Below are 24,135 nucleotides of genomic sequence, written 5' to 3'. Positions count from 1 at the left end.
ACAGATCGCAGAGGGCTTCTTCCGTTTGTTCAAAATAAATTCATAAAGTAACTATTGACAATTTGGAGGTCAGGTGGTACTCTATCGTTAGCACTCAGGGAATATGAGTGCTAAAATTAGAAAAACACCGAGGTGAGCGTGCAATGGAACTGACCGACCGGAAAAAGCGGGTCCTGCGGGCCATCGTGGAGACCTATATCAACACCGCCGAGCCGGTGGGCTCCAAGGCCATCGCCCAGCTGGCTGGATTGGATGTGTCCGCCGCCACCATTCGCAATGAGATGGCAGACCTGACCGAGATGGGGCTGCTGGAACAGCCTCACACCTCCGCCGGGCGGGTCCCCTCCGCCGCAGGTTACCGTTTGTATGTCAACGAGTTGATGGGGCAGCACCAGCTGACCCTTCAGGAGACGGAGCGGATCAACAGAGCGCTGAACCTGAAGATGGAGGAGCTGGACCGGGTCATCGACCAGGCCGGCAAGGTCCTCTCCCAGATCAGCGACTACCCGGTGTTCTCCATCGCGGCCGGCCCAGAGCGGGTGACAGTGAAGCGGTACGATCTGCTGATGGTGGAGAAGGGCGCTTTCATCGTGGTGGTGATGACCGACACCAGCGTGGTGAAAAACAAGATCATCCGGGTGCCGGGAGAGCTGTCCGAGACTCAGCTCCAGCTGCTCTCCGCCGTGCTCAACAGCTCCTTTGTGGGGCTGGAACTGGCTGAGATGCTGGAGGCACTGGAAAAGATGGAGGCCCACTCCGCCCCAGGTGCCTTTGAGATGATCTCCCTGGTGGTGGACTTTGCCATGGAGATCCTGGAGGAGCAGAGCCGCAAGACAGTACACACCGCCGGGATCACCCACCTGCTGGAGCACCCGGAGTATCACAGCCTGGACAAGGCTAAGCCGCTGATGACCTATCTTTCAGAGGAGTCGGAGGCATCCAAGCTGCCGGTCGCCCTGGACGGCGGCAGGAACATGAACATCCTTATCGGCCCGGAAAATGTGAACGAGGCCCTGAAGGACACCAGCGTGGTGATGGCCAGCTATGACATCGGCGACAACATGCGGGGCGTCATTGGTGTGGTGGGCCCCACCCGTATGGATTATGCAAAGGTGACCGCCCGCCTGTCCTACTTCGCCGACAGCCTGACCCGGATGTTCGGCAAGGGAGAGCTCCCCTCCGGAGAAGGAGACGGGGACGGGCAGGCGCAGGAATAGGAGGAAAGGATAGCCCATGAGTCAGAAAGAAAAGAACAAGACGCCCCCCGAGCTGGACGATCAGCTGGAGGAGGCGGCCGCGAAGGAAGCGGCTGAGGAGCCGGCCGAAGCGGAGGCCGGGGCCACCGACCCTCTGATGGATGAGCTGGAGGCGCTGAAGGACCAGGCGGCCCGGCAGGAGGAGAAATATCTCCGGCTGGCGGCGGAGTACGACAACTTCCGCAAGCGGACTGCCAAGGAGAAGGAGGCCATCTGGAACGACGCCAAGGCGGACGCCGCGCTGGCATTCCTCCCGGTGTACGACAATCTGGAACGGGCCCTGAAGCAGGAGACTGCAGACGAGGCGTATAAAAAGGGCGTGGAGATGACCATGAACCAGCTGAAGACTGTGCTGGAAAAGCTGGGCATCACCGAGATCGAGGCCCTGGGACAGCCCTTTGACCCCACCCTTCACAACGCGGTAATGCACATTGAAGATGAGAATTTTGGAGAAAATACCGTGGCCGAGGTGTTCCAGGCCGGCTTCAGGCTGGGAGACAAGGTGGTCCGCTTTGCCATGGTGAAGGTCGCCAACTGACGGAAAACAGAATGGAGGAGACAGCTCAGTGAGAGATCCCATGATCCGGAAAAAAGCCTGCCGGCAGTGCCTCTGCCTGGACCCGGCCGTCTACGCCCTGTTTCTGACGGCCAGCATGTGCTTCCTGTTCTCTTTTGTCTTTTATCTGCTCTCTTTCATCTTTTGACCTTGTAAATACAAATCTTTTCATATTGGAGGAACGAAATTATGTCCAAGATCATTGGTATCGACTTAGGTACGACAAACAGCTGTGTGGCTGTCATGGAGGGCGGCGAGGCCGTCGTCATCCCCAACGCGGAGGGCAACCGCACCACCCCCTCTGTAGTGGCATTTTCCAAGGACGGCGAGCGTATGGTGGGCCAGGTGGCCAAGCGCCAGGCCATCACCAACCCCGACCGCACCATCATCTCCATCAAGCGTGAGATGGGCTCTGACTACAAGGTGAGCATCGACGGCAAGAAGTACACCCCTCAGGAGATCAGCGCCATGATCCTTCAGAAGCTGAAGGCGGACGCCGAGGCCTATCTGGGTGAGACCGTCTCCGAGGCGGTCATCACCGTCCCCGCCTACTTTACCGACGCCCAGCGCCAGGCCACCAAGGATGCGGGCAAGATCGCCGGCCTGGATGTGAAGCGGATCATCAACGAGCCCACCGCCGCGGCCCTGGCCTACGGCGTGGACAAGGAGGAGTCCCAGAAGGTCATGGTCTACGACCTGGGCGGCGGCACCTTCGACGTATCCATCCTGGACATCGATGACGGCGTCATCGAGGTGCTGGCCACCGCCGGCAACAACCGCTTGGGCGGCGATGACTTCGACAAGTGTGTCATGGACTGGATGGCCGCCGAGTTCAAGAAGACCGAGGGCATCGACCTCACCGGCGACAAAGTGGCGATGCAGCGCCTGAAGGAGGCCGCCGAGAAGGCTAAGATCGAGCTTTCCGGCGTCACCTCCACCAGCATCAACCTGCCCTATATCACCGCCGACGCCACCGGCCCCAAGCATCTGGACCTGACCCTGAGCCGGGCCAAGTTCGACCAGCTCACCGCCCACCTGGTGGAGGCCACCGCCGGCCCTGTCCGTCAGGCCATGAACGACGCCGGCCTGTCTGGCAGTGACATCCACAAGGTGCTGATGGTGGGCGGCTCCAGCCGTATCCCCGCCGTGCAGGAGATGGTGAAGAAGCTCACCGGCAAGGAGGGCTTCAAGGGCATCAATCCCGACGAGTGCGTGGCCATGGGCGCGGCCCTTCAGGGCGGTGTGTTCACCGGCGACGTAAAGGACCTGCTGCTGCTGGACGTCACCCCCCTGTCCCTTGGCATTGAGACCATGGGCGGCGTGATGACCAAGCTGATCGAGCGCAACACCACCATCCCGGTCAAGAAGAGCCAGATCTTCACCACCGCCGCCGACAACCAGACCTCCGTGGAGGTCCACGTGCTCCAGGGCGAGCGTGAGATGGCCCAGTACAACAAGACCCTGGGCCGCTTCCACCTGGACGGCATCGCCCCCGCCCGCCGGGGCGTGCCGCAGATCGAGGTCACCTTCGACATCGACGCCAACGGCATCGTGAACGTGTCCGCCAAGGATCTGGGAACCGGCAAGGAGCAGCACATCACCATCACATCCTCCACCAACATGTCCAAGGACGACATCGACAAGGCCGTGCGGGAGGCGGAGCAGTTCGCCGCCGAGGACAAGAAACAGCGGGAGGCGGCCGACATCCGCAACCAGGCGGACCAGATGGTGTTCCAGACGGAAAAGACCCTGGAGGACATGGGCGACAAGATCCCCGCGTCCGACAGGAACAGCGTGGAGAGCGCACTGAACCACCTGAAGGAGACCCAGAAGGGCAGCGACGTGGAGGCCATCAAGGCGGCTACCGAGGAGCTGACGAAGGCGTTCTACGCCGTCAGCGAGAAGCTGTATCAGCAGAACGGCGGTCAGGCCGGCCCCGGCCCGGACATGGGCGGCGCCAATTTCGGCGGCCAGGCGGGCGGCAGCGGCGCCGGACCCGACGTGGTGGACGCCGACTATGAGGTCGTGGACGACGACAAGAAATAAAAACGTTCATGGTCCGCGCGGGCGGGGCATCGCCCCGCCTGCGCGCCCTTGCGTTTCCATAAGAGGGAAGAGCGAAGTGTGGCGAGTGAAGAGATGAGCACCCCGTTTCACTGGGGAGGCAGGAGCTCATCTCCACCTTCCCAGCTCCGTTTTTCACTCTGAATAGAGGTGATACTATGCCAGAACAGAAGCGAGACTACTATGAGGTCCTGGGCGTGAGCAAAGGGGCCTCTGACGAAGAGATCAAAAAGGCCTACCGGAAGCTGGCCAAAAAATACCACCCGGATATGAACCCGGGGGACAAAGAAGCGGAGTCCAGGTTCAAAGAGGTCAACGAGGCCTACGAGATCCTGTCCAACAAGGAGAAGCGGGCCCGGTATGACCAGTTTGGCCACGCCGGGGTGGACCCCAACTACGGCGCTGGCGGGGGCGGCTTCACTGGAGACTTTGGAGACATTGACCTGGGCGACCTGTTCGGCTCCTTCTTCGGCGGCTTCGGCGGAGGGGGCTTCGGGTCCTCCGCTGGCCGGCGCAATGGCCCCCAGAAGGGAGAGAGCCTGCGGGCCAGCCTCACCATCACCTTTGAGGAGGCCGCCTTCGGCTGCGAGAAGGAGATCAACCTGAACCGCACCGAGGAGTGTGACGCCTGCCACGGCTCCGGCTGTGAGTCAGGAACCACAGCGGAGATCTGCCCTGACTGCCGGGGCACCGGGACCGTCCGCATCCAGCGGGGGGCGGGCGGCTTTGCCTTCACCAGTACGGCGCCCTGCTCCAAGTGCCGGGGGACCGGCAAGATCATCCACAGCCCCTGCAAGGCCTGCGGGGGGGCGGGCAGCGTGAGGAAGCAGAAGCGCATCGCTGTGACCATCCCCGCCGGCATCGATGACGGCCAGGCTGTCTCTCTGCGCGGACAGGGGAATGCAGGCAAGAACGGCGGTCCTGCCGGCGATTTGATCGTAGGCGTCCATATCCAGCCCCATCCCCAGTTCCAGCGGGACGGGACCACGGTGCTGTATGAGCAGCCCATCTCCTTCTACCAGGCGGCCATGGGGGCTGAGCTGGAGATCCCCACCATTGACGGAAAGGTAAAGTACAACCTGCCCGCCGGCACTCAGACCGGCACCACCTTCCGGCTGAGAGGAAAGGGCATCCCGGAGCTTCGGGGCCGCGGGCGGGGCGATCAGTACGTCACCGTCCGGGTGGCGGTGCCCACTGGGTTGAATGGAGAGCAGAAGGAGGCCCTGAGGGCCTTCGCCGCCGCTATGGGAGAGATCCCTGCGCAGGAGGAGGAAGAGGGGCTCAAGGGCTTCTTTGACAAGCGGAAACGGAAAAAATAGGTTCGGATCTCAATCGGCGAGTCCGGGGCGGCCGTACAGGGCCGCCCCGGACCCCTGTTGCCGGGAGCTTTGCGGGGCGCACATCGTGCGCCCCGTATTTTTTGACCCAGCCTCGTTCTTCCTCTGCGGGGCGCATGTCCTTCTGTTTCCTTTTCTCCGCCCCTTCTGTATATGTTTTTCTCCACAAGGGGAAATTTTATGTTATAATAGAAAAAACGTGATCTCATTCAGCTTGCCAGCGCCATCCCTGCCTGGGGGCCGGCACCCATCTCAGCTCTGCTGTCCACGGAAGGGAGACCCATATGACAAACGATGCATCGCTCTGCTATGTGGTGGGGGCCATGCCCCTGGACCCCGGTTTCATCCTCACGCCTGTCCCTGGCGACTTGGTCATTGCGGCCGACAAGGGCTATGAGACCCTGTCCCGGCTGGGCGTCCACCCCGGCCTTGTAGTAGGGGATTTCGACTCGCTGGGCTCCGTCCCAGACCATCCCCAGGTCCTCCGCCTCCCCAGGATCAAGGACGAGACGGACACCGGCTTCGCCCTGCGCCAGGGGCTGAAACGGGGATACCGGCGCTTTGTGCTGCTGGGCTGTCTGGGCGGGCGTCTGGACCACACGGTGGCCAATCTTCAGCTGCTCTCCTGGCTCTCCGCCCAAGGGGCCCAGGGCGTTCTGCTGGGAGAAGGCGAGGCGGCAGCCGTGGTCACTGAAGGGACGCTCTCCTTCCCCGCCTCCATGGAGGGCTTCGTCTCCGTGTTCTGCGCCGGCGGTACTGCCCGGGGCGTCACCCTGGAGGGTCTGAAATACCCCCTGGACCACGCGGAGCTCACCAGCGACTTCCCCCTGGGGGTCAGCAATGAGTTCGTGGGCCTGCCCGCCCGGATCTCCGTGGAGGAGGGCTCCCTTCTGGTGGCCTGGGAGGACCGGGGGACCCTGGATGACCTGCTTCCCACCCTGTGGAGCGACTGAAAAGGAGCAATCTGCAATGAAATACTATTTTGTTATAAGGGAGGAGCTCCCCCATGCCTGACCAGAGCAGCGAGAAGGACCTGAGGCTGGCCGTGCTCATCGATGCGGACAACGCCTCCCGCACCGCCATGAAGGATGTGATGGCTGAGGTGGCCGTCTACGGCACCCCCACCATCAAGCGCATCTACGGCGACTGGACCAGTCCCAACATGTCCACCTGGAAGTCTATCCTGCTGGAGACCGCCATTACCCCCATCCAGCAGTACAGCTATACCACCGGAAAAAACGCCACCGACTCGGCCATGATCATCGACGCCATGGACATCCTCTACTCCGGCAACTGTGATGGCTTTGTCCTGGTGTCCAGCGACTCCGACTTCACCCGGCTGGCCACCCGCCTGCGGGAGGCGGGGATGAAGGTGTACGGCATGGGGGAGAAAAAAACGCCCAAGCCTTTCATCGTGGCCTGCGACAAATTTGTCTACATCGAGGTCATCCGGGCCGCAGCCCAGCAGGCGGCCCAGCAGGAGAAGGAATCCGTTCCCCAGAAGAGCTCCAAGAAGAGCAGCAAGAAGGCGGCCCAGCAGGCGGTTTCCGCTCCTGCCGCCAGCGCGGTGCCTCAGGACATGGTGGAGCTGATCGCCGACTCCCTAGAGAACTTGTGTGATGAGGACGGCTACACGCTGATGGGCAAGCTGAGCAATCTGCTGATGAAGAAGCAGCCCGACTTTGACCCCCGGAACTACGGCTTCTCCAAGCTGAGCAAGATGATCAAATCTCTGGACCGCTTCGAGGTGGATGTGCGCCAGGTGGGTGACAACAACACCGACATCTATGTGCGGGACAAGCAGGGAAAGGATAAATAAAAGGCCCTCTGTTCACAGATTCCACTTGTATTTTCCCCACGGCTGTGGTACATTATATTCTCCCCAGGTATTTGGAGGCGCAGATGGAGAGGAGGTGTTCCTGTGGCCGATTCCGTCAAAGTCGTGGCTAAAAACAGCAAAGCCTACCACGACTACTTCATTGAGGATAAATACGAAGCCGGGATCGAACTGGCAGGCACCGAGGTCAAGTCCATCCGTCTGGGCCATGTGAACCTGAAGGATTCCTTCTGCGTCGTCAAGGACGGAGAGATGTCCGTGATCGGGATGCACATCAGTCCCTATGAGAAGGGGAACATCTTCAACAAGGACCCCATGCGCCAGCGCCGCCTGCTGATGCACAAGCGGGAGATCCTGCGGCTGTTTGCCCGCATCAAGCAGGACGGCTACTCCCTGATCCCTCTGTCCATCTACTTCCGGGGCCCCCGGGTCAAGCTGGAGCTGGGGCTGGCAAAGGGCAAAAAGCTCTATGACAAGCGTGACTCCGCCGCAGCGCGGGACGCCAAGCGGGAGATGGACCGGGCTATCAAGAGCCGAAACCGATGACCCCCTCCGGGGGGATAAGAAAGGATATGATCCCAGTGAGCAATCCCATCATCACCATTGAAATGGAAAATGGCGGCGTTATCAAGGCGGAGCTCTACCCCGAGATTGCGCCCAACACCGTGAACAACTTCATCCACCTGATCCAGAAGGGATTTTATGACGGCCTGATCTTCCACCGGGTCATCCCTGGCTTCATGATCCAGGGCGGGTGCCCTGACGGCAGCGGCATGGGCGGCCCCGGCTGGCAGATCAAGGGGGAATTCACTCAAAACCGCTTCCCCAATGACCTGAAGCACGACCGGGGCGTCCTGTCCATGGCCCGGGCGATGGACCCCAACTCCGCCGGCAGCCAGTTCTTCATCATGGTGGAGCAGGCCCCGCATTTGGACGGCCAGTACGCCTCCTTCGGCAAGGTCATCGAGGGCATGGAGGTGGCCGACGCCATTGTCTCCGCCAAGCGGGACTGGAATGACAAGCCCCGTGACCCCCAGCGCATGAAGCGGGTCACGGTGGAGACCTTCGGTGTGGACTATCCCGAGCCGGAGAAGTGCTGATTTAATTTTAAGCCTGCGGGGCGGAATGCCCCGCAGGGTTAAAATATGAATTCCTGGCCCGGCGGCGCAGCCGCCATCCGAAGCGGAGCCCAGCGCAAGCGGGGCCGGTTCGGTGAGGAGGAGCAAGGGAGCCAGCGAAGCTTTCGCCGCCAGGCGGAAACGGAGCTGAGCAGACTTTGTGACGACGAGGGGGCGTACCGGTTTCGACGGGGACGCGGAAGCAGGAATAGCGGGCGGTGGCGCCTGACCACCTGAAAACGGGCAACTTATAAATTAAAGAACGATAACGATACCGTTCTCGCCGCTGCTTAAATAGCGGCCGTCTGACCCGGGAGGACCACGGCCCGGGAACAGGCGTCGTTTCGTGGTGCACGTGCGCCGGCAAAGCTTTGAACCGGCCATGAACGATGAAGCTCACCTGACCCGTCGGCGTGACGGCTTGCCGGCAGGAAAGGGAACTGGGAGAGCAAGACTCCCAAAATAACCGTCTGCGCCCGGAGAAGTTCCTGGGGAAGCGTTTTCGGACGGGAGTTCGACTCTCCCCGCCTCCACCACGTCGGAGCAAGCGTCATATCGCTTGCTCCGACTTTTTATGCTTCGCACGAAAAGTCAGAGCGCGCTCATTTTGCTGCTCCTCCTTTCCACCTGCGACCCGCTTCGCTGGGCTCGCAGGTGGTGGGCGGCCCTGCGGGCGGCTATTTTTCGTTTCTGGCAGAAATATTGGTTTTAACCGCTCTTTGCAAAAGAAAATGCGGCTTGTTTTGACAAGTCGCATTTTCTTTTGAGTTTCGCGCCCTTTAGTCGCTCCACCCTTCGGGACTTCAATGCCCGGGGGCGGCAAAGCCGCCCCCGGGCAACTCACCGCTTTGCACCGAATTCATGCGCCGGCCGGTTGGGCAGTCCTCCTGCCGCCGTTTCGGAATGCCAAACTATCGGTTTTACCCCTTCTCCATACAGCTCGCCGGCCTCCTTTGGGGGCTTTGCCGTCCACCGGCAAGCCGGCACTGGTCCTGCGGCCCCCGTCCTGTTGGGCTCGCGCTTCGATCCTGTGCTGTTTTTCAGGCCGATATCAGGCCCAGATCTCCCAGCCTCTCCTGAAGCACGGCATAGGCGGAGAGCATTTCCCGCACCGGCCCCTCGGGGAGATAGTCCAGCTGGATCAGGGAGATGGGGTGATATACCCTGCTCTGCACCTCCTGCGTCTCCAGCGAAATGGTATTGCAGATCAGATCCAGCCGTCCCTCTCCCTCTGTGGGCTCCAGGAAAAGGAAGAAATAGTCATGGATCAGCCCCTCCTCTGGGATCACGGCCTTTGGAGGCATAGTGACATCCACAACGCACCCATCCCAACTGTCCTGGATGGGAAGCTGCGCCAGCTCATGCATGGTCGTCCCATCAAAACAGATGGCAGTGATGGAGTGGAGGCTGCCATGGCTGACCTGTAGGCGGGTGGAGGGGGCTGGGATGGACATGGGCGCCCCATCTTTTTGGATCTCATACTGGTAATGGGTGTCTACAGCCTCTAAAGAGTACGACAACGGTTCGGCCCGTCTGGCCCGTTCCGACTCGATGTGTGCCAGGCGCAGCTGGCCCCAGGACAGCACCAGACCCAGTACCGTCAGCACCAGACCCAGTACCGTCCCAAAGATGGTCATATAGGTCCCCAGGATAGTGAGGTAGCTCATGTGCCTGCTGGCCGTTGTTTCGTCTCTCTTCTCTTTTTTCAGATTCATATGCTCAAATACTCCTCCATTCTCAGTCTCAGTCTGTTGTAAGTTCGATAGGTGTGATCCCTGCTCCAGCGGCGGTATGTCCGGATCTCGTCGATGGTATCTCCAGCCATCAAGTCGTAGGCCATAAGACGGGTATCCCGGGACTTTATACGGTGTAGAAAGTCATGGAGGCAGACGCTGTTTTGAAAATCACCGTGGGGCATGGACAGCAGCTCGAGCCGTGGGACTGGGATCTCCGGACTCACCGGGATATCCAGGGACTCCTGCTCATAGAGCCAGAAATCGAGGTCTCGTTTCTCCTGAAGGAGGGCCTCCCGAATGATAAGGTAAGCCCTTTTCCAACCCGAAATGCCGTCCCCGCAGAACGCGAAGGGGGCGTCCCGGTAGACTGAGAGAAATGCCTCCCACGCGCACTGGTGCAGATCCCTGATCCCCTGGGGGAGCCCTATGGACCGGCAGATATCTTTAATAAATCCATCGATCAGCCGGCGTTCCCGGGGCGAAAAATCTCGTTTTTTACGTTTCATCTGCTCCTCCTCGCCGCAGATCTTCGGACTTTCTTGGGCTGATCCAGCGCAGAGAGGGCCGGGGGTTCGGGCAGGTCCTGACAGCAGCCGATCCAGGCCCGCCGCTCCTGGCACCACTCCATCGTGTAAAGGGCAGGCAGGGAGATTCCCTTTGCTTCCAGGTACTGTTTGAAGTCAAGATGGAGCACATTTCCTCCTTTGGCGGAAAAACAGATGTTGGGCGTCTCCTCGGAGCACAGGAGCAAGTAGCGGCCGTCTGGGCTAGTCTTTGCACGAAATTCTCTCTGTGCACCCACCCCTCTTTTCAAGGCTCCGTTCATCGAGACCATTCCCTTTTCTGTAATGGAGATCCGGGGGACATCATAATGCCGGCGCAGCGGCGGGATGTCCTCCAGTGCCTCAAAATCCAGCTCTGAGAAGTTCATAAGGTTTTACCCCCTTTTAAATATACGATATGGAAAATTATAGTGGGGTGCAATATAAAAGGAAAGAGTCAAGTCATACGATTATTTTCGACAGTTTTCCCTTAAATGTGTGCATATTCTATGAATAATTATAAGCTATATTGGCGCATACTTAAAGTTTAACTATTTTTTATACATCTTGTTCAAATGGGGCGTATCTTGCGGGGACGGGTCCCAGGGACGCCCGGAGGGCCCTTCCCTTTAGAAGCGGGTATCCCGGCACATGCCCAAAACCTTCCCCTTAGGGGAAAGGTTTTATGGCGAAGCCGTGACAGATGATGGGGTGTTCTTCCGTCTTTCCCAGACCCCCGGTACGGGAGTCACCGAGCGGAGCTCTCCTGGACCTGACCGGCACGGCAAGGCAAGGTTTTCGCACTGACCAGCGTCTCACACCGCTGCCGCCATCGGGCCGCCTCTCTCAATACCGGGGCTTCCGCACAGGCGGGGCAGAAATGGGCACAGTTCCGCTTCACTTCCATAATTTGTATTGAAACGTCTCACAAAACAGATTTTCCCTCCGGTTTTGAGCGGGTCCGGATCTGCCGGGCCCAGTCAGGACAGGAGGGATTTTTTATGGCAAGCGGACAGACTCAGTATTATGGGCTCTCCCAGTGGGAGGCCGCGGACAAGGTGGAGCGGGTGGACTTCAACTCCGACAACGCCAAGATCGACGGGGCGCTCCACACCCTGGCGGAAGGGGCTGTGTGGGAAAAAATTGGGGAGACAAGGGCAGGTATCCCACAAATGTCCCTCTCTATCCACGTCCCCAGCATCGGCCGCTACCGATCGCTGCAGCTGATTTTTCAGGCGTCCATGGCCAAGGGACAGGATCTGATCCTGCTGGCGTCCCCGGGGGATAATTCCAATTACATCACCCTGACGGAAAGTGGGACCGTCTCCGTCACCTCCAAGCAGTTCACACTGCTTCAGACCACAGGGGAAGGAGGGGGAACTGCGACGCTGTTTCCCTTTGGGCGAGACAGCAGCGTAGGCATCTGCATCAACAGCATCTCCCGGGAGGGGAGCACCTTTCGGTCCATCCGCTCTATGGGCTGCAACCCCTCCATTCTCTGGACCTCCATTCGCCAGCTCTTCGTTCTGGGAAGCGGTTCGTCCACCGTGGATACGGGGTCCCAGATCAGACTTTACGGTCTGAGGTAAGAAAAGGCACCCCCCGGATGATTCCGGGGGGTGCGGAGAGATCATCTCTCAGGAAAATCAAGTTCCAGCGTCGTAGGTGATCTCCAGGGTATCAGAACTGCTGAGCGCATCGAAGACGATCTTGATCTCAGCATCTTTGATGGCCCCATCCTCAAAGGTGAAGGAGCCGTCGTTTCCGTCAGTTCCGACTTTGCTGCTCGCGATGTATTCAACTGTGGTGGGGTCGGCCGTCAGCTTATCATCGCCGCTCGCAGCGGTGAACCCGGTCCCGTCTACGGTAACCACAGCGCTGATCTCATCATCGCCGGTCACATAGACCGTGCCGGAGGCCTCTCTGCCATTCACGAACCAGGTCAGGCTCATGCCGGTAGAAGCGACATCCTTGATATCCGCCTTCAGCTCAGCGGCAAAAACCTCTGTGACCTCGATATCCCCGGTGACCTCCCCGGCGGGGATGGTCAGGGAAGTGCCCTGGGCCTTTTCGTTCTCAGCATAGACCTCGCCACCAATGGTGATCCGATAGAACTTTCCGCTGGTCACACCGTTCAGAGTGGCCTCCTTGCCGGCCTCGACATAATTCTCGGTAGCTACTCCGCCGGTGACAGCCACATAGCCGGACACATATTCCTCACCGTCAGCGAAGTTGGAGGTGGAGGTATAGGCAACATAGGTGGTGCCATCCTTCAGCCAGCCGGTGCCCTTGCCGTTGTTGGGCAGGGTCTTCTGCTGACCGACAGCCTTGAAGTACTGAGGCTCACCATCCACAGTGACAGTCACACTGTAGCCCTTCTCGATCACATAGCCGTTGGCGTCGATGGTGACGGTCTTGGCATAGCTCACGGTGCCGTCAGGCGCGGTGATCTTCATGTTGTTGGACTCAGTGATGGTGGCGGCGGCGTTGGCCAGGATCTTCTCCTCCCCATCAATGGTCACGATATAGCCCTCGGTCACATTGCTCGCGCTTTCGAAGGTGAAGGGATCCGCCTTGTAGCCTCCCTTGGTCACTGCGAAGGTGTACTTGCCGGCGGCATCGACGGAGGAGTTGGCGTCGTCGATTACGAAGCCCTTGTCGGTGATATACTTGCGGACGGCGGCCAGAGCCTCATCCAGGGTGGGCTTGTCGCCCTGATAGACTACACCCAGGTCCTGAGGCTTAGAACTCTCGTCCACGATGCCCACGGTCCCCTTGGCCTGAGCCACGGGCTTGGTAGTCACGGTGACGGTCAGGTTCTTGGTGACATTGTTGATGGTGTAAACACCATTGCTGGCAGTCAGGACCTCGTCGCCCAGCTTCACAGACACCAGCTCATAGCCGGAGGTGATGTTGAGCTTGAACTTTACGTCCTGATTGTCGTTGACCTTGATCTTGTTGCCATCAACGACCTCGAACTTGCCCTCCTCCTTGACAACGGTGAAACCGTCGCCGTTGAAGGTGATGGTGTTGTCATAGGTGGGGATCTCTTTCTTCAGGACGTACACCAGATCGGCGGTCTTGCCGTCGTCGGACTTGTTCGCCACATAGACGGTGGTGGTGTAGTCCTCGTCGGCCTTCATATCCTTCAGATCAGTGGCCTTGGAGACATCGGGGCTCTGGTAATCCACGCCATTGGTCTTCAGGTCATAGGTGACGACCACGACCACGCTGTCGCTGTTGGTGACATACTGAACATCCTTCGGGACGCCGCCCACAGTCTCAGTCAGGTAGAAGCTGCGGCTGCCCACGGACTTGACGGCGCTGAACTGGCTCTCCGCGATGGGCTCGACGGAGGTCACCACATTCTCGCCGTTGGTCTTCAGGACCTTGTAAAGCCCCTTGGCGTTCACAGGATCATGGCCGGTCTGGCTGAAGACCAGGGTCTGCTTCTCGCCGTCCACATAGACCTCGTGCTGCTTGTAGTTCTTATTCTTGTCATAGGTCTCATAGTCGGTGGTAGCGGCATAGAAGTAGGTGTCGTTGCTGTTGCTGGCCTCGCCGGAGTAGATAAACACCACGTCCAGCACGCCATCGTTCTCACGGGTATCGATGACCCAGAACTTCACGTCCTCGTCGTTGGAATCGACCTTCTTATAATCGGGAACATTCTCAAAGCCAGTGTAGATGGTATTCTCATCCACATCAACAAAGACAGTGTCCTCGTCCACAATATAGGTCTTGCCATCGGCGGTGATGTAGGCCGCGTCATTGATGATCTCGGCGCCCGCGCCGGTCACATTGGAGGCCACATCCTTGTAGTTCTTGTACAGGCTGTTCTGGTTCTCGCGGTCCGCCTGGTCATCCATGTCCAGGATGGGGCGCAGAGTGTAGACATCGTCGTCCACGGAATAGGCATACACGCCGCCCACCAGGCCGCCATTGTTGTACTCCTTCTCCACGTCGGCCACGTTCATTTCGGTGCCATTGACCCATTCGTTGTCAATGGTGACCTTCTTCTCGGTGCCGTCGGTGAAGACGACCTTGGCCTCGATGGTCTTCAGGTAGCTGTCGGCGGTATCCACATACAGATAGTTGGCATAGTAGTCATCCATCGCCAGGAAGCCAATGACATAGCCGTTGGGGTCCAGATACAGACGGTAGGCAATATCGAGAGTGGGATGGACCTCGTTGATGTCATCCAGATCAGAGGCGGTGTACTTGGAATAGGTGTACTTGTTGCCGTCGTCCAGCTTGACATAGCTGCCCTTGTCCTCATCCTCGGGCTCAGAAGCCTTGGCGACATAGGTCACGCTGCCTTCAGCGGTGGCGGGATCAGCGATGGAAGCGACGAAGGAGTCGTCATCGTCGTTCACGTCCACGGTAATGACCACATAGTCGTCCTCAGCGAAGCCGTCGGCGGCGATGGTGCGCTCGTCGATGGGGTTAGTCTTGGCCTTGTCGCTGAGCACGCGGACCGTGACCTCGCCGTCCTTGACCTTGGTGACCTCGGCCATGTAGTAGTTGATCATGACCACGGTGACGGTGTCGTTCACGTCGTCCACATAGATCTCGGTGGTGGCGCCCTTGGCGGTGTAGGCGTAGTCGGTGTCCTTGTCGTTGGCGGGAGCCAGATCGTCGCCGGCCTGCTCAGCGCCGTCCACATAGACATTCCAGGTGTAGTCGTCCACCACGCTCTTGCCAACAGCCTTGTAGATCACGTTCTCCTTGGTGTTGGCGGTGTAGGTGAAGTCGGGGGTGTCGGCCACAGTGATGATCTCATCATCGGAGGTCATCTTCACCCGCTCGGGGATCAGGGAGCCGTCCTCATTCAGAACGCCTTCCTTGTTGCCCTCGCCGGAGGGGTTGCCGTCCATCCGATAGGAGCCGATGCCCCAGGTGGTGCCGGGACGGCCGTAATCGGTGTTCTCGTTGGTCTTGTAGACCAGGTCGAAGTTCTTGTAGCCCAGGGTATCGGTGTAGTAGTAGGTCAGGGAGTACAGGATACCCTTGTTCTCGTTGTAGTACACGCCCAGCAGCTCGTTGTACTGGACAGGCACGGCCTTGGTCAGGGCGTTGAACACCAGCTCAGCCACGTTGTCGCGGGTCAGACCCTCGTTGGCGGCCAGCTTCAGGTCGCCGTACAGGCCCAGAGCGGTGCCCTTGGCGGTGGCAGCCAGCATCCAGTTGTCGCCGAAGTCAGCGGCGTTCTGGAAATAGCCCAGGGCGCGGCACAGCATCAGAACGGCCTGCGCGGTGGTCACGGTGGCGTTGGGGTCAAACTTGCCGTCGCCCACGCCGGCCACGATGCCCAGGCTGGAGCACAGGTTCACATAGCCCTGCGCCCAGGCGGGGACGTCGGTGAACACATTGGTCTCCGCGAACTGGTTGACGTTCACGCCGGCGCCGTACAGCATGGTGCTGATGATAACGGCCATCTCGGCGCGGGTGACTACGTTCTTGGGGCCGAAGGACCCGTCCTCGTAGCCGTCAAAGAGGCCGATGGCAGAGGTGACCGCCACGGCGTCCTTGTTGACGATCTCAGCGTTGTCGCTGAAGTCGTCAAGGCCCTTAGCGCTGGAACCCACGACCATCATGCCTAGGAGCATAACGGAAGCCAGAGCCAGGCTGAGAGCACGCTTCAGGTTTCTCATTGGATATTCCTCCTTTTTATATTGACAAAAGTCGCTGTTTTCTGACAAACTGGGCCTTTTCCAGAACATTTCGGACCACTATGCCTGTACAACACTTCTGACACAGGAGGAATTGGTTATAAAAAGGGGAAGATCAGGGGAAAAATCCCTGAGATCACGCCTAAAAAGTTTACATGGTAGACATTTGGTAGACACGCAAAAACAGAAGGAACGGCAAGGCCCTGAAACTCCAGGCCCCTGCCGCCCTTTTTTGGTAGACTTTTGGTAGACATTTTTATTTTTAACCTAAGAGACTGAAAAAATATTTGCCACCCCCCAAAAAACTATTGACATTTTTACGATAGCATGATAAGCTAGATAAGCTTCAAGCGGAGAGCGGAAAAGCGCCGGAGTGGCGGAATTGGCAGACGCCCGGGACTTAAAATCCCGTGGGAGTGATCCCGTGCCGGTTCGACCCCGGTCTCCGGCACCAAGATTTCGCGGGGTAGAGCAGCTGGTAGCTCGTCGGGCTCATAACCCGGAGGTCGCAGGTTCAAATCCTGTCCCCGCAACCAATAAATCGCTGAAATCGTATGATTTCAGCGATTTATATTTTTACAACTTTTTTGGCGGTTTATTTTTGGCCATTGAAAACTAAGAGAACTAATCCAGATTTTGACCCTCGTCGGTACAAGCTCAGGATCCTCCGCTGTGCCTTCTCTCCAAACGGCCCTCTTCGCTGGGCCCATATCTGATTTCAGCTTTTTAGTATGTTGATAATTTTCTCCGTCGTCTTCTGGGCTGCTGTCGTGACATAGGGGTAGGTGTCCAGAGTAAACCCCGCTGAGTAGCGCCCCAATATCCCAGAGGCGGTTTTCATATCCACCCCGCTCTGGAGTGTCAGAGTTACAAATGTGCGATGGAGATTATAGAACCGGACCTTACAAACCTCCAGCAGCATTAGCACCCGGCGGAGTATGTGAAGCACACCGTTGTGGGACATGAAGCCGCTGGTAAGACTGGGGAGCCCCCAGAGAGTACTCCCCCACTTTTTTCTTCTGCTGATTTGACCTGTCTGATGTGATCGTTGATGTATCCCCGTCAGGTCTAATGGGAGGATGGGAGAACTCACCTTGGGCATAGTTCTCGAACCAGACACCCATTCACTCGCTCACTGTATGCTTCTTCGTGCTTACTTAATCTACAGTTTTCTCCTGCTCAATGACCTGTTTCAGTTCCACCTTGTTTTCCTCCTGGATGCGCCCCAGCACATCTCGGTAAATCGCTTTGTCCATCCCTGGGGCGTGTTCGGTGGTGTACCGACCCTCCCAGCGGCCGTCCCGTTTTCGGAGCTTTCCCTCCCCGTTGGCTCTGCGTTTTGCCATACCGCTCACTCCTTTTGCAGCAACACACGATATTGCAGAAGGAGAAAGATAGCCGGGAAAACGGGGCAGAGCTATCAAAACAATAACAAGCAGCCTCACCAACATGCTTCAGCAATGTTCTGTCTGGGATTGAGTAGAAATCAGCGGATGTATTGCCGGAAAACGACTAAACATCGTATGGTTCGCTCCAGACCGGTGATGGACATTTTGCTGGCATTGGGCAGGGCACTGCACTGCCTGCGGAAACAGTGGCCATATCTGATCTGTTTTCTGGAGGACGGACGGTTGAATCGAGCAACAACCGGGCAGAGCGCAGTGTAAAGCTCTTTGCAGTGAGGTGAAAAAACTGGCTGTTCTCCAACACGGAGGGCTGTGCCCAGAACCGCACAATTGCTGACAGCCCTATTGAGACGACCAAGAAAACCGGCCTTGTCCCAGATCAGTATCTGATCTGACTGTTGAGCGGGGCTCCAAAACTCGCATCAGCTGAAAAGAATTGGGCGAAGAAATTACTGCCAGAGAATACCTCTAAAGCAGCTGCGGTATCCTCGTAAAAATTTAACTGTACACCTAAAGAGGTCCTGCTGATATGCAGGTCCTTTTTTTCTTTAGAGCTTCTGATTTTCCAGTATTTCTTTTTTCTAAAATTGGTAAAAACATTTTTCAGATGGCTGGGCACAATTGCCGTAGCAGCGCTTTTTCCCAAGGAAATACGCAATCAGCTGTTTTGCGGCCTTCCCAGCTTTTGTGAAATTGTATCAGCGGTGCGGAGCAGCATCGCAACCAAGGTCTCTCTTGATTCGCCGCAATAATCCTGGATCCCCCCTGTGACTCCAATCGCTGCTACACAGCGCAGCTCATGATTGAACACCGGTGCCGCCAGACAGCCGATGCCAAGTGCGAATTCCTCGTTGTCCTCTGCATAGCCCATTTGACGCACTCTATCCAAGTAGCTGATGAATTTGCCCACGTCATCAATCGTTTTGGAAGTCATTTTTTGAAACTGTACTTGGCTCAATAACTGGGGCAAGGTACTTTGGGAAGAAAATGCGGCGAGAACTTTTCCGGCGGCGCTGATATTTAGGGGCAATTCTGCATAAGGGGTAGTATAAATCAGCACTGGGTTTGGAGGAAGGATCTGCTCGATGTAGGTGACGTGGTTGCCCTTCAAAATTCCCATTTGGACCGCCTGATGGCTCTCAATGGCCAGATGGTCCAGTTCAGCATGGCAGACCTGCCGCAGGTTATTGATATAGGTCATTCCGTTGGATAATGTCAGAAGCTGAAGCCCCAGATGATAGCAGCCAGGCTGGGATTCAGACTCTTCCAAATATCCCCGTATGGATAATTGCTTAACGATGCGAAAAGCCGTTGTATTTGGCAGCTCCAAACTTTGTGCGACTTGCTTAATGCTGACCGGCTCCCTGGCTTTTGCCACAAATTCCAAAATATTCAAGGCACGATTTACCGCAGGCACTACAGGATTTTCTAAATTTTCCATTTCTATCATCCTTACATATTCCGAATTCTATATGGAAATTCTGCTTAAAACTTGGACGTATATTTCTTATTGTTACATAAGCGGTCTCTTTTTGTCAACAGGCATAACAAAAATAGCCTCCTTCATTTTGTAATAAAAATCAATTTTTGAAATACACAAAAAAATCTTTCGTAAATTATTGACAAACAGGATAACAGTAATATAATTAAATAAATCAAATATGATAATAGCATTTCATATTTGAAATATAGAGGCGGACGGAGGTAATGGTTATGTTGAGAAAACCTATTGTCGGAATTATTGGATTCTCTGACGGTGACCCAGAGGTCCATGAGGAACTCAAGGATATTGTTCAAAAACAGGTGGATGTCATAGAGGAGGCGCTGCGCGGGAGCGGCCAGGTAGAGGTCATCGTAGCGGACAAACTTGTGGCCTCAGAGCGGGATGCCAAAGAACAGGCCGAGCTGCTGCGCAGCCGTGGTGTGGATATTACAGTATTCTCCTATGGCGTGTTCGCCTTCCCCAATTTTTCGGCCATTGCGGCCCGAAACGGGAAAGGCCCCTTTGTCCTTGCCGCAAATTTGAATCCCGATTGGCCCGGGATGGTCGCAATGCTTGCGGCCGGCGGTGCACTCAACCATCTTGGCATAAAGCATTATCGTGTGGCCGGAGACTTCCACGAACCCGCGGTCCTGAACAAGCTGCTGGCGTATGCCAGGTGCGGAGCCGTTGTGACCCAGCTCAACGGACAGAAATACGGACTGATCGGTGGACGGAGCCTTGGGATGTACAGCGCAGTGGTCAGTATGCAGGACTGGCAGAAACAATTCGGCGTCGATATTGAGCATTTGGATCAATCCGAAATTCTGCGCATTGGCGAGACGATCCCTCAGGAACAGGTGGATAAAGCCATGGCCTGGCTGGAAGAGCATGTGAAAAAAATTCATTATGACGGCCGGCAGCTTACGCCTGAAAAGCTCCAGCTTCAAATTCGGCATTATGAGGCCATAAAGCAGATCATACGAGAGCATCACTATGATTTTGTCGGGGTCAAATGTCACTATGAGATGAGCCGGCACTATTGCACTCAGTGTATCAGCGCTGCGTTCTGCAACGACCCTTACGATTGGGACGGCCCGAAGGAGCCGGTGGTATATGCCTGTGAGGCGGACTGTGACGCAGCCCTTACCATGCAGATCCTGAAGCTGCTGACCCACGATCCGGTCATTTTCATGGATGTGCGCCACTATGACGCAGACCATGATGTCATGGTTTTCTGCAACTGCGGCTCTCAGTCCACCTACTATGCAGGAGCCAGTGATGATTACAGGGAGAATCTCAAGCAAGTGTCCCTCTATCCGGCGCTTAACATATATGCCGGGGGCGGCTGCCATGTGAACTGCATGACCCATCCTGGAAAGGCCACAATCGCCCGTCTGAACCGCAAAGAAGGAAAATACCGCATGACCTTGATCCCCGCGGAATTCGTTACACTTCCGGAAGAAAAAATGGCCGAGACGACCATGGAGTGGCCCCATGTGTTTGCCAAGCTGCCCTTTGACCACAACATTTTCCTGGAGGACTTTGATGCCAATCACTGCCATGCCGTATATGGGGATCACATAGAAGATTTGAAAACGATCTGCAGTATGCTGAATATTGACTGCGAAGTCATGGGCGAGTGATCGGACCTGCTGAAATTGAGGAGGGAATTTTCATGAGAGTGACGGAACATCCAATTATTAATGAATTCCCAAAGGGACGGCTGGTGACCTTTGAGTACGACGGAAAGCCCATGGAGGGATATGAGGGAGAGCCCATTGCCATGGCGCTGAAATCCAACGGTGTAGAGATACATCGCTATACCACCAAGCTGCATAAGCCCCGCGGCCTGTACTGCTCCATCGGCCGATGCACCGATTGCGTCATGGTTGTGGACGGAGTTCCCAATGTCCGTACCTGCATGACTGCGCTGAAGGAAGGAATGAAAGTTCAGACTCAGTACGGCGTCTCCGCAAAAAAGGAGGAAGATGAATGAAGCGATATGATCTTGTGGTCATTGGCGCAGGTCCGGCCGGACTGTCCGCTGCCATTGAGGCGGCCTCAAAGGGACTGGACACCATCGTCTTTGATGAGAATGCCAGGCCCGGTGGTCAGCTGTTTAAGCAGATCCATAAATTCTTTGGATCAAAGGAGCATAAGGCCCGCATCCGCGGGGTCGACATCGGCGCTCAACTGGTAAAGCAGGCGGAGGAAGTGGGCGCGAAGGTCGTTCTGGACGCCGCAGTAATGGGAATTTTTCCCCATAAAGACATCTCCATTATGAAAGGAGACGAGGTCTACACCTGTAAGGCGGATAACATTATTATCGCCACGGGAGCATCCGAAAACACCTTGGCTTTCCCTGGCTGGACACTGCCGGGAGTCATGGGGGCTGGTTCCGCGCAGACACAGATGAACCTTCACGGAGTCATGCCTGGCAAGCGTGTGCTGATGATGGGGTCCGGAAATGTTGGACTGGTGGTGGGCCTGCAGCTGATGCAGGCGGGCTGTGAACTGGTTGCTGTGGTCGATGCGGCGCCTCGGGTCGGCGGATACGGCGTCCACGCGGCAAAATTAGCCCGCACCGGCGTCCCGTTCTACCTCGGACATACCATTCTGCGTGCCGAAGGAGAGGACCACGTCAGAAAAGCAGTGATCGCGCAGGTCGACAAGACGTGGAAGCCGGTCCCTGGAACAGAAAAGGAGTTTGATGTAGACACCATCTGTGTGGCGGTAGGCCTGTCTCCGATGTATCAGCTGGCCATGACAGCTGGATGCCGATTGTCAGATGACCCCAAAAAAGGCGGCGTTCATCCTGTAGTGAATCAATTTGGAGAGACCAGTGTTTCCGGCATTTTTGCCGCAGGAGATGTGACGGGTATCGAGGAGGCCAGCTCGGCCATGATTTCCGGGCGCATCGCCGGGGCTGCCGCTGCCCTCCGGGCCGGCTACATCAGCCAGGAGGAGCACGACAGGCTTTACACATTATACCAATCCTCGCTGGATCAGTTGCGTCAGGGAATGTTTGCAGGGGCCAATAAGGGGAACCCCAAGATCACGGCGACTGACGAAGGGATCCCTCTGTCGGCCAGCCTGCTGGCTAAGGGGTATTTAGAGGAAGATGAGATCTCAAACTTCCCGGGCTGCGAGGCCGGGGGGAGCGGCTTCCATCCGGTCGTAGAGTGTACACAGAATATCCCGTGCAACCCATGCCAGGATGTTTGCCCCAAGCGTTGTATCACGGTGGGCGACCGGATCACGAACCTGCCTGTTGTGCATCCGGAAGTTGAATGTATCAATTGCGGCCTGTGTGTCAGTGCATGTCCCGGCCAAGCTATTTTCCTTGTAAACGAGGACTTGGAGCCAGGATACGGGGCCGTTTCGCTGCCTTACGAATTCCGCCCGCTGCCGGCAAAGGGAGAAAGGGGCACCGCATTGGACCGAAGCGGCAAGCCGGTCTGTCCGGCCGAGATAGTGGATGTGAAAATTACGGCTCCCTATGACCGCACCCCGATCTTGACGATGAAGGTGCCGGCCAACATGACAGGAAAGGCACGATTTTTTGCCAGGGAAAGCGGAAGCGCCAGATGATACCGGAAACGCATTTGAGGAGGGAAAATAATTCTATGAGTTCCATTTCTGATGAGACCTATCATCTGGGAGAATTTGAGCCTCGTCCCGATGATGATGTCGTTATTTGCCGCTGTGAAGAGATCACAAGAGGCGAAATTCGCCGGGCGGTCCACGCCGGCATGTACACGATGAATGAAGTCAAGCGCTTCCTTCGGGCCGGCATGGGGTTGTGCCAGGGACAGAGCTGCAACAAGACCGTTCGGGCCATCATTGCACAGGAACTGGGCATTTCTCCCACCGAAACGGATGTGATCACTGCCCGGTCGCCTGTGCGTCCGGTCCCCATGGGTGTCTATGGAAACGATACATTTTATCCAAAATTTCTGGGAGGTGGCAGAGATGAATAAGGCCAGTGATGTCATTGTCATTGGAGCCGGCGTCGTCGGATGCGCCGCCGCCTATTATCTGGCAAAGCGAGGGGTAAAGGTAACAGTTCTGGAGCGCAGGGAAGTTGCCTGCGGCGCATCCGGGCGCAATGGCAGCGGAGCCAGACAGTCCGGACGTGACAACCGTGAGCTTCCTTTGGCCATGTTTGGGGTAAAACATATCTGGCCCACTCTGGGTGAAGAACTGGGAGAGGATATTGAGTATATCCAGAACGGCAATATGCGCCTTGGTAAAACAGAGAAGGATCGGGAGGCGCTGGAAGAGCTGGTGCGGCAGAACAGCTCCTTGGGGCTGGATGTAAGGATGGTCTACGGCCAGGATATCCGGGAGTTGATCCCTGATGTATCGCCGGAGGTCCAATATGCCACCTATTGTCCCACAGACGGTCATGCAAACCCGATGCGCACCACCCTTGCTCTGTATAAGCGGGCAAGGGAATTGGGCGCACAGTTTATCACCAATATCAAGGTCCTCAAGCTGGAAAAGGTGGCTGGAAGGATCCGCAGGGTACATACAGACGACGGGATCTATGAGGCAGACAGCGTCATCCTGTGTGCGGGATTTGGCTCCAGAAAGATCATGCGCACCGTGGGGCTGGATGTCCCTATGCTGCCTCAGCTGACCGAGGCGTTCGTCACAGAGCCCATTCCAGCCGTGACCGACAAGTTTATCTCCGCCGCGGATGGCTGCTTCTATGCCCAGCAGCAGCGCAACGGAACTTGGGTGATCGGCGGCGACAGCAACTACGAGATATATGACGCCACTTACCCGAGGGAGGTTACATTCTCCTTTTCAGCACCACGGATCGCACGCTTTTTCCTGGAATATATGCCCACTTTGAAGGGCGTGAAAGTGATCCGCTCCTGGAGCGGACAGCTGGATATGTGCTGGGACGGCTCCCCTGTCATTTCTCCGGTGGAAGAGGTCGAGGGCCTCTATGTGGGCTGTGCATTCACCGGACATGGCTTCGGGATCGGCCCTGCGGCGGGATATGTGCTGGCCCAGATGGCTGTGGGAGAGACGCCTGCCGCCGATTTGTCCGGCCTGCGGTATGACCGCTTCCGGCTGCCCAGCCACTAGCGATTGAAAGTGCCGCATCTTCTCGGCC

21 protein-coding genes, 2 tRNA genes and 1 other RNA gene are annotated in these 24,135 nt (G+C 57.0%); 18 read left to right on the top strand and 6 right to left on the bottom strand.

Annotated elements, in window-relative coordinates:
• The first annotated feature begins 143 nt into the window (after positions 1-143).
• The 10 genes from hrcA (at position 144) to ssrA (ending at position 8,704) form a co-directional block, all read left to right on the top strand.
• Positions 144-1,217, top strand: a complete 1,074-nt coding sequence (hrcA, locus tag BN1969_RS02140) for a heat-inducible transcriptional repressor HrcA (RefSeq protein WP_050622776.1) — start codon at positions 144-146, stop codon at positions 1,215-1,217.
• Positions 1,218-1,233: 16 nt separating this feature from the next.
• The gene (gene grpE, locus BN1969_RS02135; RefSeq protein ID WP_050622775.1) at positions 1,234-1,794 is read left to right on the top strand and encodes a nucleotide exchange factor GrpE; all 561 of its coding nucleotides are present in this window, start codon (positions 1,234-1,236) and stop codon (positions 1,792-1,794) included.
• Positions 1,795-1,822: 28 nt separating this feature from the next.
• On the top strand, positions 1,823-1,960 hold the full coding sequence (locus tag BN1969_RS17765) for a hypothetical protein (protein WP_154669718.1): 138 nt from the start codon (positions 1,823-1,825) through the stop codon (positions 1,958-1,960).
• A 41-nt stretch (positions 1,961-2,001) separates the two neighbouring features.
• Complete coding sequence (gene dnaK / locus BN1969_RS02130) at positions 2,002-3,858, top strand: molecular chaperone DnaK (protein WP_050622774.1); 1,857 nt, start codon at positions 2,002-2,004, stop codon at positions 3,856-3,858.
• Between the two features lie 176 nt (positions 3,859-4,034).
• Positions 4,035-5,195 (top strand): molecular chaperone DnaJ, encoded by a 1,161-nt coding sequence (dnaJ, locus tag BN1969_RS02125; protein WP_050622773.1) that lies wholly within the window; start codon positions 4,035-4,037, stop codon positions 5,193-5,195.
• A 302-nt stretch (positions 5,196-5,497) separates the two neighbouring features.
• A complete protein-coding gene (locus tag BN1969_RS02120; protein WP_242850264.1) occupies positions 5,498-6,166 on the top strand; it encodes a thiamine diphosphokinase in 669 nt (222 codons plus the stop codon).
• A 53-nt stretch (positions 6,167-6,219) separates the two neighbouring features.
• Positions 6,220-7,032 (top strand): NYN domain-containing protein, encoded by an 813-nt coding sequence (locus BN1969_RS02115; protein ID WP_050622772.1) that lies wholly within the window; start codon positions 6,220-6,222, stop codon positions 7,030-7,032.
• 102 nt (positions 7,033-7,134) lie between these two features.
• Positions 7,135-7,596, top strand: coding sequence for an SsrA-binding protein SmpB (gene smpB / locus BN1969_RS02110; protein WP_050622771.1), 462 nt, complete (start codon positions 7,135-7,137; stop codon positions 7,594-7,596).
• Positions 7,597-7,622: 26 nt separating this feature from the next.
• On the top strand, positions 7,623-8,150 hold the full coding sequence (locus BN1969_RS02105; RefSeq protein WP_050625366.1) for a peptidylprolyl isomerase: 528 nt from the start codon (positions 7,623-7,625) through the stop codon (positions 8,148-8,150).
• A 188-nt stretch (positions 8,151-8,338) separates the two neighbouring features.
• Positions 8,339-8,704: a transfer-messenger RNA gene (ssrA, locus tag BN1969_RS16930) on the top strand.
• A gap of 504 nt (positions 8,705-9,208) precedes the next feature.
• Here the strand turns inward: ssrA and BN1969_RS02100 are convergent.
• Genes BN1969_RS02100 through BN1969_RS02090 form a run of 3 tightly spaced genes read right to left on the bottom strand, consistent with a single transcriptional unit; the run spans position 9,209 to position 10,835 of the window.
• Complete coding sequence (locus tag BN1969_RS02100) at positions 9,209-9,883, bottom strand: hypothetical protein (RefSeq protein ID WP_050622770.1); 675 nt, start codon at positions 9,881-9,883, stop codon at positions 9,209-9,211.
• The gene (locus BN1969_RS02095; protein ID WP_050622769.1) at positions 9,880-10,410 is read right to left on the bottom strand and encodes a hypothetical protein; all 531 of its coding nucleotides are present in this window, start codon (positions 10,408-10,410) and stop codon (positions 9,880-9,882) included. The genes BN1969_RS02100 and BN1969_RS02095 overlap by 4 nt, the downstream gene beginning before the upstream one ends.
• The gene (locus BN1969_RS02090) at positions 10,407-10,835 is read right to left on the bottom strand and encodes a hypothetical protein (RefSeq protein WP_050622768.1); all 429 of its coding nucleotides are present in this window, start codon (positions 10,833-10,835) and stop codon (positions 10,407-10,409) included. The genes BN1969_RS02095 and BN1969_RS02090 overlap by 4 nt, the downstream gene beginning before the upstream one ends.
• A gap of 612 nt (positions 10,836-11,447) precedes the next feature.
• On the opposite strand from BN1969_RS02090, the gene BN1969_RS02085 reads away from it, so the two are divergent.
• Positions 11,448-12,035 (top strand): hypothetical protein, encoded by a 588-nt coding sequence (locus BN1969_RS02085; protein ID WP_050622767.1) that lies wholly within the window; start codon positions 11,448-11,450, stop codon positions 12,033-12,035.
• 57 nt (positions 12,036-12,092) lie between these two features.
• Here BN1969_RS02085 and BN1969_RS02080 read toward each other — a convergent pair whose 3' ends face one another.
• Positions 12,093-16,100 carry an S-layer homology domain-containing protein gene (locus BN1969_RS02080; protein WP_050622766.1) on the bottom strand — a complete coding sequence of 1,336 codons (4,008 nt, stop codon included), beginning with the start codon at positions 16,098-16,100 and terminating at the stop codon, positions 12,093-12,095.
• Between the two features lie 385 nt (positions 16,101-16,485).
• On the opposite strand from BN1969_RS02080, the gene BN1969_RS02075 reads away from it, so the two are divergent.
• Positions 16,486-16,572: transfer RNA gene (locus BN1969_RS02075), tRNA-Leu, on the top strand.
• Positions 16,573-16,578: 6 nt separating this feature from the next.
• Positions 16,579-16,654: transfer RNA gene (locus tag BN1969_RS02070), tRNA-Met, on the top strand.
• Between the two features lie 621 nt (positions 16,655-17,275).
• Here BN1969_RS02070 and BN1969_RS18425 read toward each other — a convergent pair.
• Together BN1969_RS18425 and BN1969_RS02055 are read right to left on the bottom strand one after the other, a co-directional pair.
• Complete coding sequence (locus BN1969_RS18425; protein ID WP_050622764.1) at positions 17,276-17,464, bottom strand: hypothetical protein; 189 nt, start codon at positions 17,462-17,464, stop codon at positions 17,276-17,278.
• A gap of 718 nt (positions 17,465-18,182) precedes the next feature.
• Positions 18,183-18,965 (bottom strand): IclR family transcriptional regulator, encoded by a 783-nt coding sequence (locus tag BN1969_RS02055; protein WP_050622763.1) that lies wholly within the window; start codon positions 18,963-18,965, stop codon positions 18,183-18,185.
• A gap of 272 nt (positions 18,966-19,237) precedes the next feature.
• Between BN1969_RS02055 and BN1969_RS02050 the strand changes: the two genes are divergently transcribed.
• The 5 genes from BN1969_RS02050 to BN1969_RS02030 are packed head-to-tail and all read left to right on the top strand — an operon-like array spanning position 19,238 to position 24,107.
• A complete protein-coding gene (locus tag BN1969_RS02050) occupies positions 19,238-20,650 on the top strand; it encodes an L-fucose/L-arabinose isomerase family protein (protein ID WP_050622762.1) in 1,413 nt (470 codons plus the stop codon).
• A 32-nt stretch (positions 20,651-20,682) separates the two neighbouring features.
• Complete coding sequence (locus BN1969_RS02045; protein WP_050622761.1) at positions 20,683-21,003, top strand: (2Fe-2S)-binding protein; 321 nt, start codon at positions 20,683-20,685, stop codon at positions 21,001-21,003.
• Positions 21,000-22,598, top strand: coding sequence for an FAD-dependent oxidoreductase (locus BN1969_RS02040; protein ID WP_050622760.1), 1,599 nt, complete (start codon positions 21,000-21,002; stop codon positions 22,596-22,598). The genes BN1969_RS02045 and BN1969_RS02040 overlap by 4 nt, the downstream gene beginning before the upstream one ends.
• A 35-nt stretch (positions 22,599-22,633) precedes the next feature.
• Positions 22,634-22,987 (top strand): (2Fe-2S)-binding protein, encoded by a 354-nt coding sequence (locus BN1969_RS02035; RefSeq protein ID WP_050622759.1) that lies wholly within the window; start codon positions 22,634-22,636, stop codon positions 22,985-22,987.
• A complete protein-coding gene (locus BN1969_RS02030; protein WP_050622758.1) occupies positions 22,980-24,107 on the top strand; it encodes an NAD(P)/FAD-dependent oxidoreductase in 1,128 nt (375 codons plus the stop codon). Before BN1969_RS02035 ends, BN1969_RS02030 begins: the two co-directional genes overlap by 8 nt.
• The last annotated feature ends 28 nt before the right edge of the window (positions 24,108-24,135 follow it).

The organism is Clostridium phoceensis, from assembly GCF_001244495.1.
GTDB classification, from domain to species: Bacteria; Bacillota; Clostridia; order Oscillospirales; family Oscillospiraceae; genus Lawsonibacter; species Lawsonibacter asaccharolyticus.
This window is presented reverse-complemented; position numbering and strand designations above follow the sequence as displayed.

Excerpts from the sequence above, each read along its gene's own strand:
- hrcA (WP_050622776.1), top strand. The coding sequence starts at position 144 with ATGGAACTGACCGACCGGAAAAAGCGGGTCCTGCGGGCCATCGTGGAG.
- grpE (WP_050622775.1), top strand. The coding sequence starts at position 1,234 with ATGAGTCAGAAAGAAAAGAACAAGACGCCCCCCGAGCTGGACGATCAG.
- dnaK (WP_050622774.1), top strand. The coding sequence starts at position 2,002 with ATGTCCAAGATCATTGGTATCGACTTAGGTACGACAAACAGCTGTGTG.
- dnaJ (WP_050622773.1), top strand. The coding sequence starts at position 4,035 with ATGCCAGAACAGAAGCGAGACTACTATGAGGTCCTGGGCGTGAGCAAA.
- BN1969_RS02120 (WP_242850264.1), top strand. The coding sequence starts at position 5,498 with ATGACAAACGATGCATCGCTCTGCTATGTGGTGGGGGCCATGCCCCTG.
- BN1969_RS02115 (WP_050622772.1), top strand. The coding sequence starts at position 6,220 with ATGCCTGACCAGAGCAGCGAGAAGGACCTGAGGCTGGCCGTGCTCATC.
- BN1969_RS02105 (WP_050625366.1), top strand. The coding sequence starts at position 7,623 with ATGATCCCAGTGAGCAATCCCATCATCACCATTGAAATGGAAAATGGC.
- BN1969_RS02100 (WP_050622770.1), bottom strand. The coding sequence starts at position 9,883 with ATGAATCTGAAAAAAGAGAAGAGAGACGAAACAACGGCCAGCAGGCAC.
- BN1969_RS02095 (WP_050622769.1), bottom strand. The coding sequence starts at position 10,410 with ATGAAACGTAAAAAACGAGATTTTTCGCCCCGGGAACGCCGGCTGATC.
- BN1969_RS02090 (WP_050622768.1), bottom strand. The coding sequence starts at position 10,835 with ATGAACTTCTCAGAGCTGGATTTTGAGGCACTGGAGGACATCCCGCCG.
- BN1969_RS02085 (WP_050622767.1), top strand. The coding sequence starts at position 11,448 with ATGGCAAGCGGACAGACTCAGTATTATGGGCTCTCCCAGTGGGAGGCC.
- BN1969_RS02080 (WP_050622766.1), bottom strand. The coding sequence starts at position 16,100 with ATGAGAAACCTGAAGCGTGCTCTCAGCCTGGCTCTGGCTTCCGTTATG.
- BN1969_RS18425 (WP_050622764.1), bottom strand. The coding sequence starts at position 17,464 with ATGGCAAAACGCAGAGCCAACGGGGAGGGAAAGCTCCGAAAACGGGAC.
- BN1969_RS02055 (WP_050622763.1), bottom strand. The coding sequence starts at position 18,965 with ATGGAAAATTTAGAAAATCCTGTAGTGCCTGCGGTAAATCGTGCCTTG.
- BN1969_RS02050 (WP_050622762.1), top strand. The coding sequence starts at position 19,238 with ATGTTGAGAAAACCTATTGTCGGAATTATTGGATTCTCTGACGGTGAC.
- BN1969_RS02045 (WP_050622761.1), top strand. The coding sequence starts at position 20,683 with ATGAGAGTGACGGAACATCCAATTATTAATGAATTCCCAAAGGGACGG.
- BN1969_RS02040 (WP_050622760.1), top strand. The coding sequence starts at position 21,000 with ATGAAGCGATATGATCTTGTGGTCATTGGCGCAGGTCCGGCCGGACTG.
- BN1969_RS02035 (WP_050622759.1), top strand. The coding sequence starts at position 22,634 with ATGAGTTCCATTTCTGATGAGACCTATCATCTGGGAGAATTTGAGCCT.
- BN1969_RS02030 (WP_050622758.1), top strand. The coding sequence starts at position 22,980 with ATGAATAAGGCCAGTGATGTCATTGTCATTGGAGCCGGCGTCGTCGGA.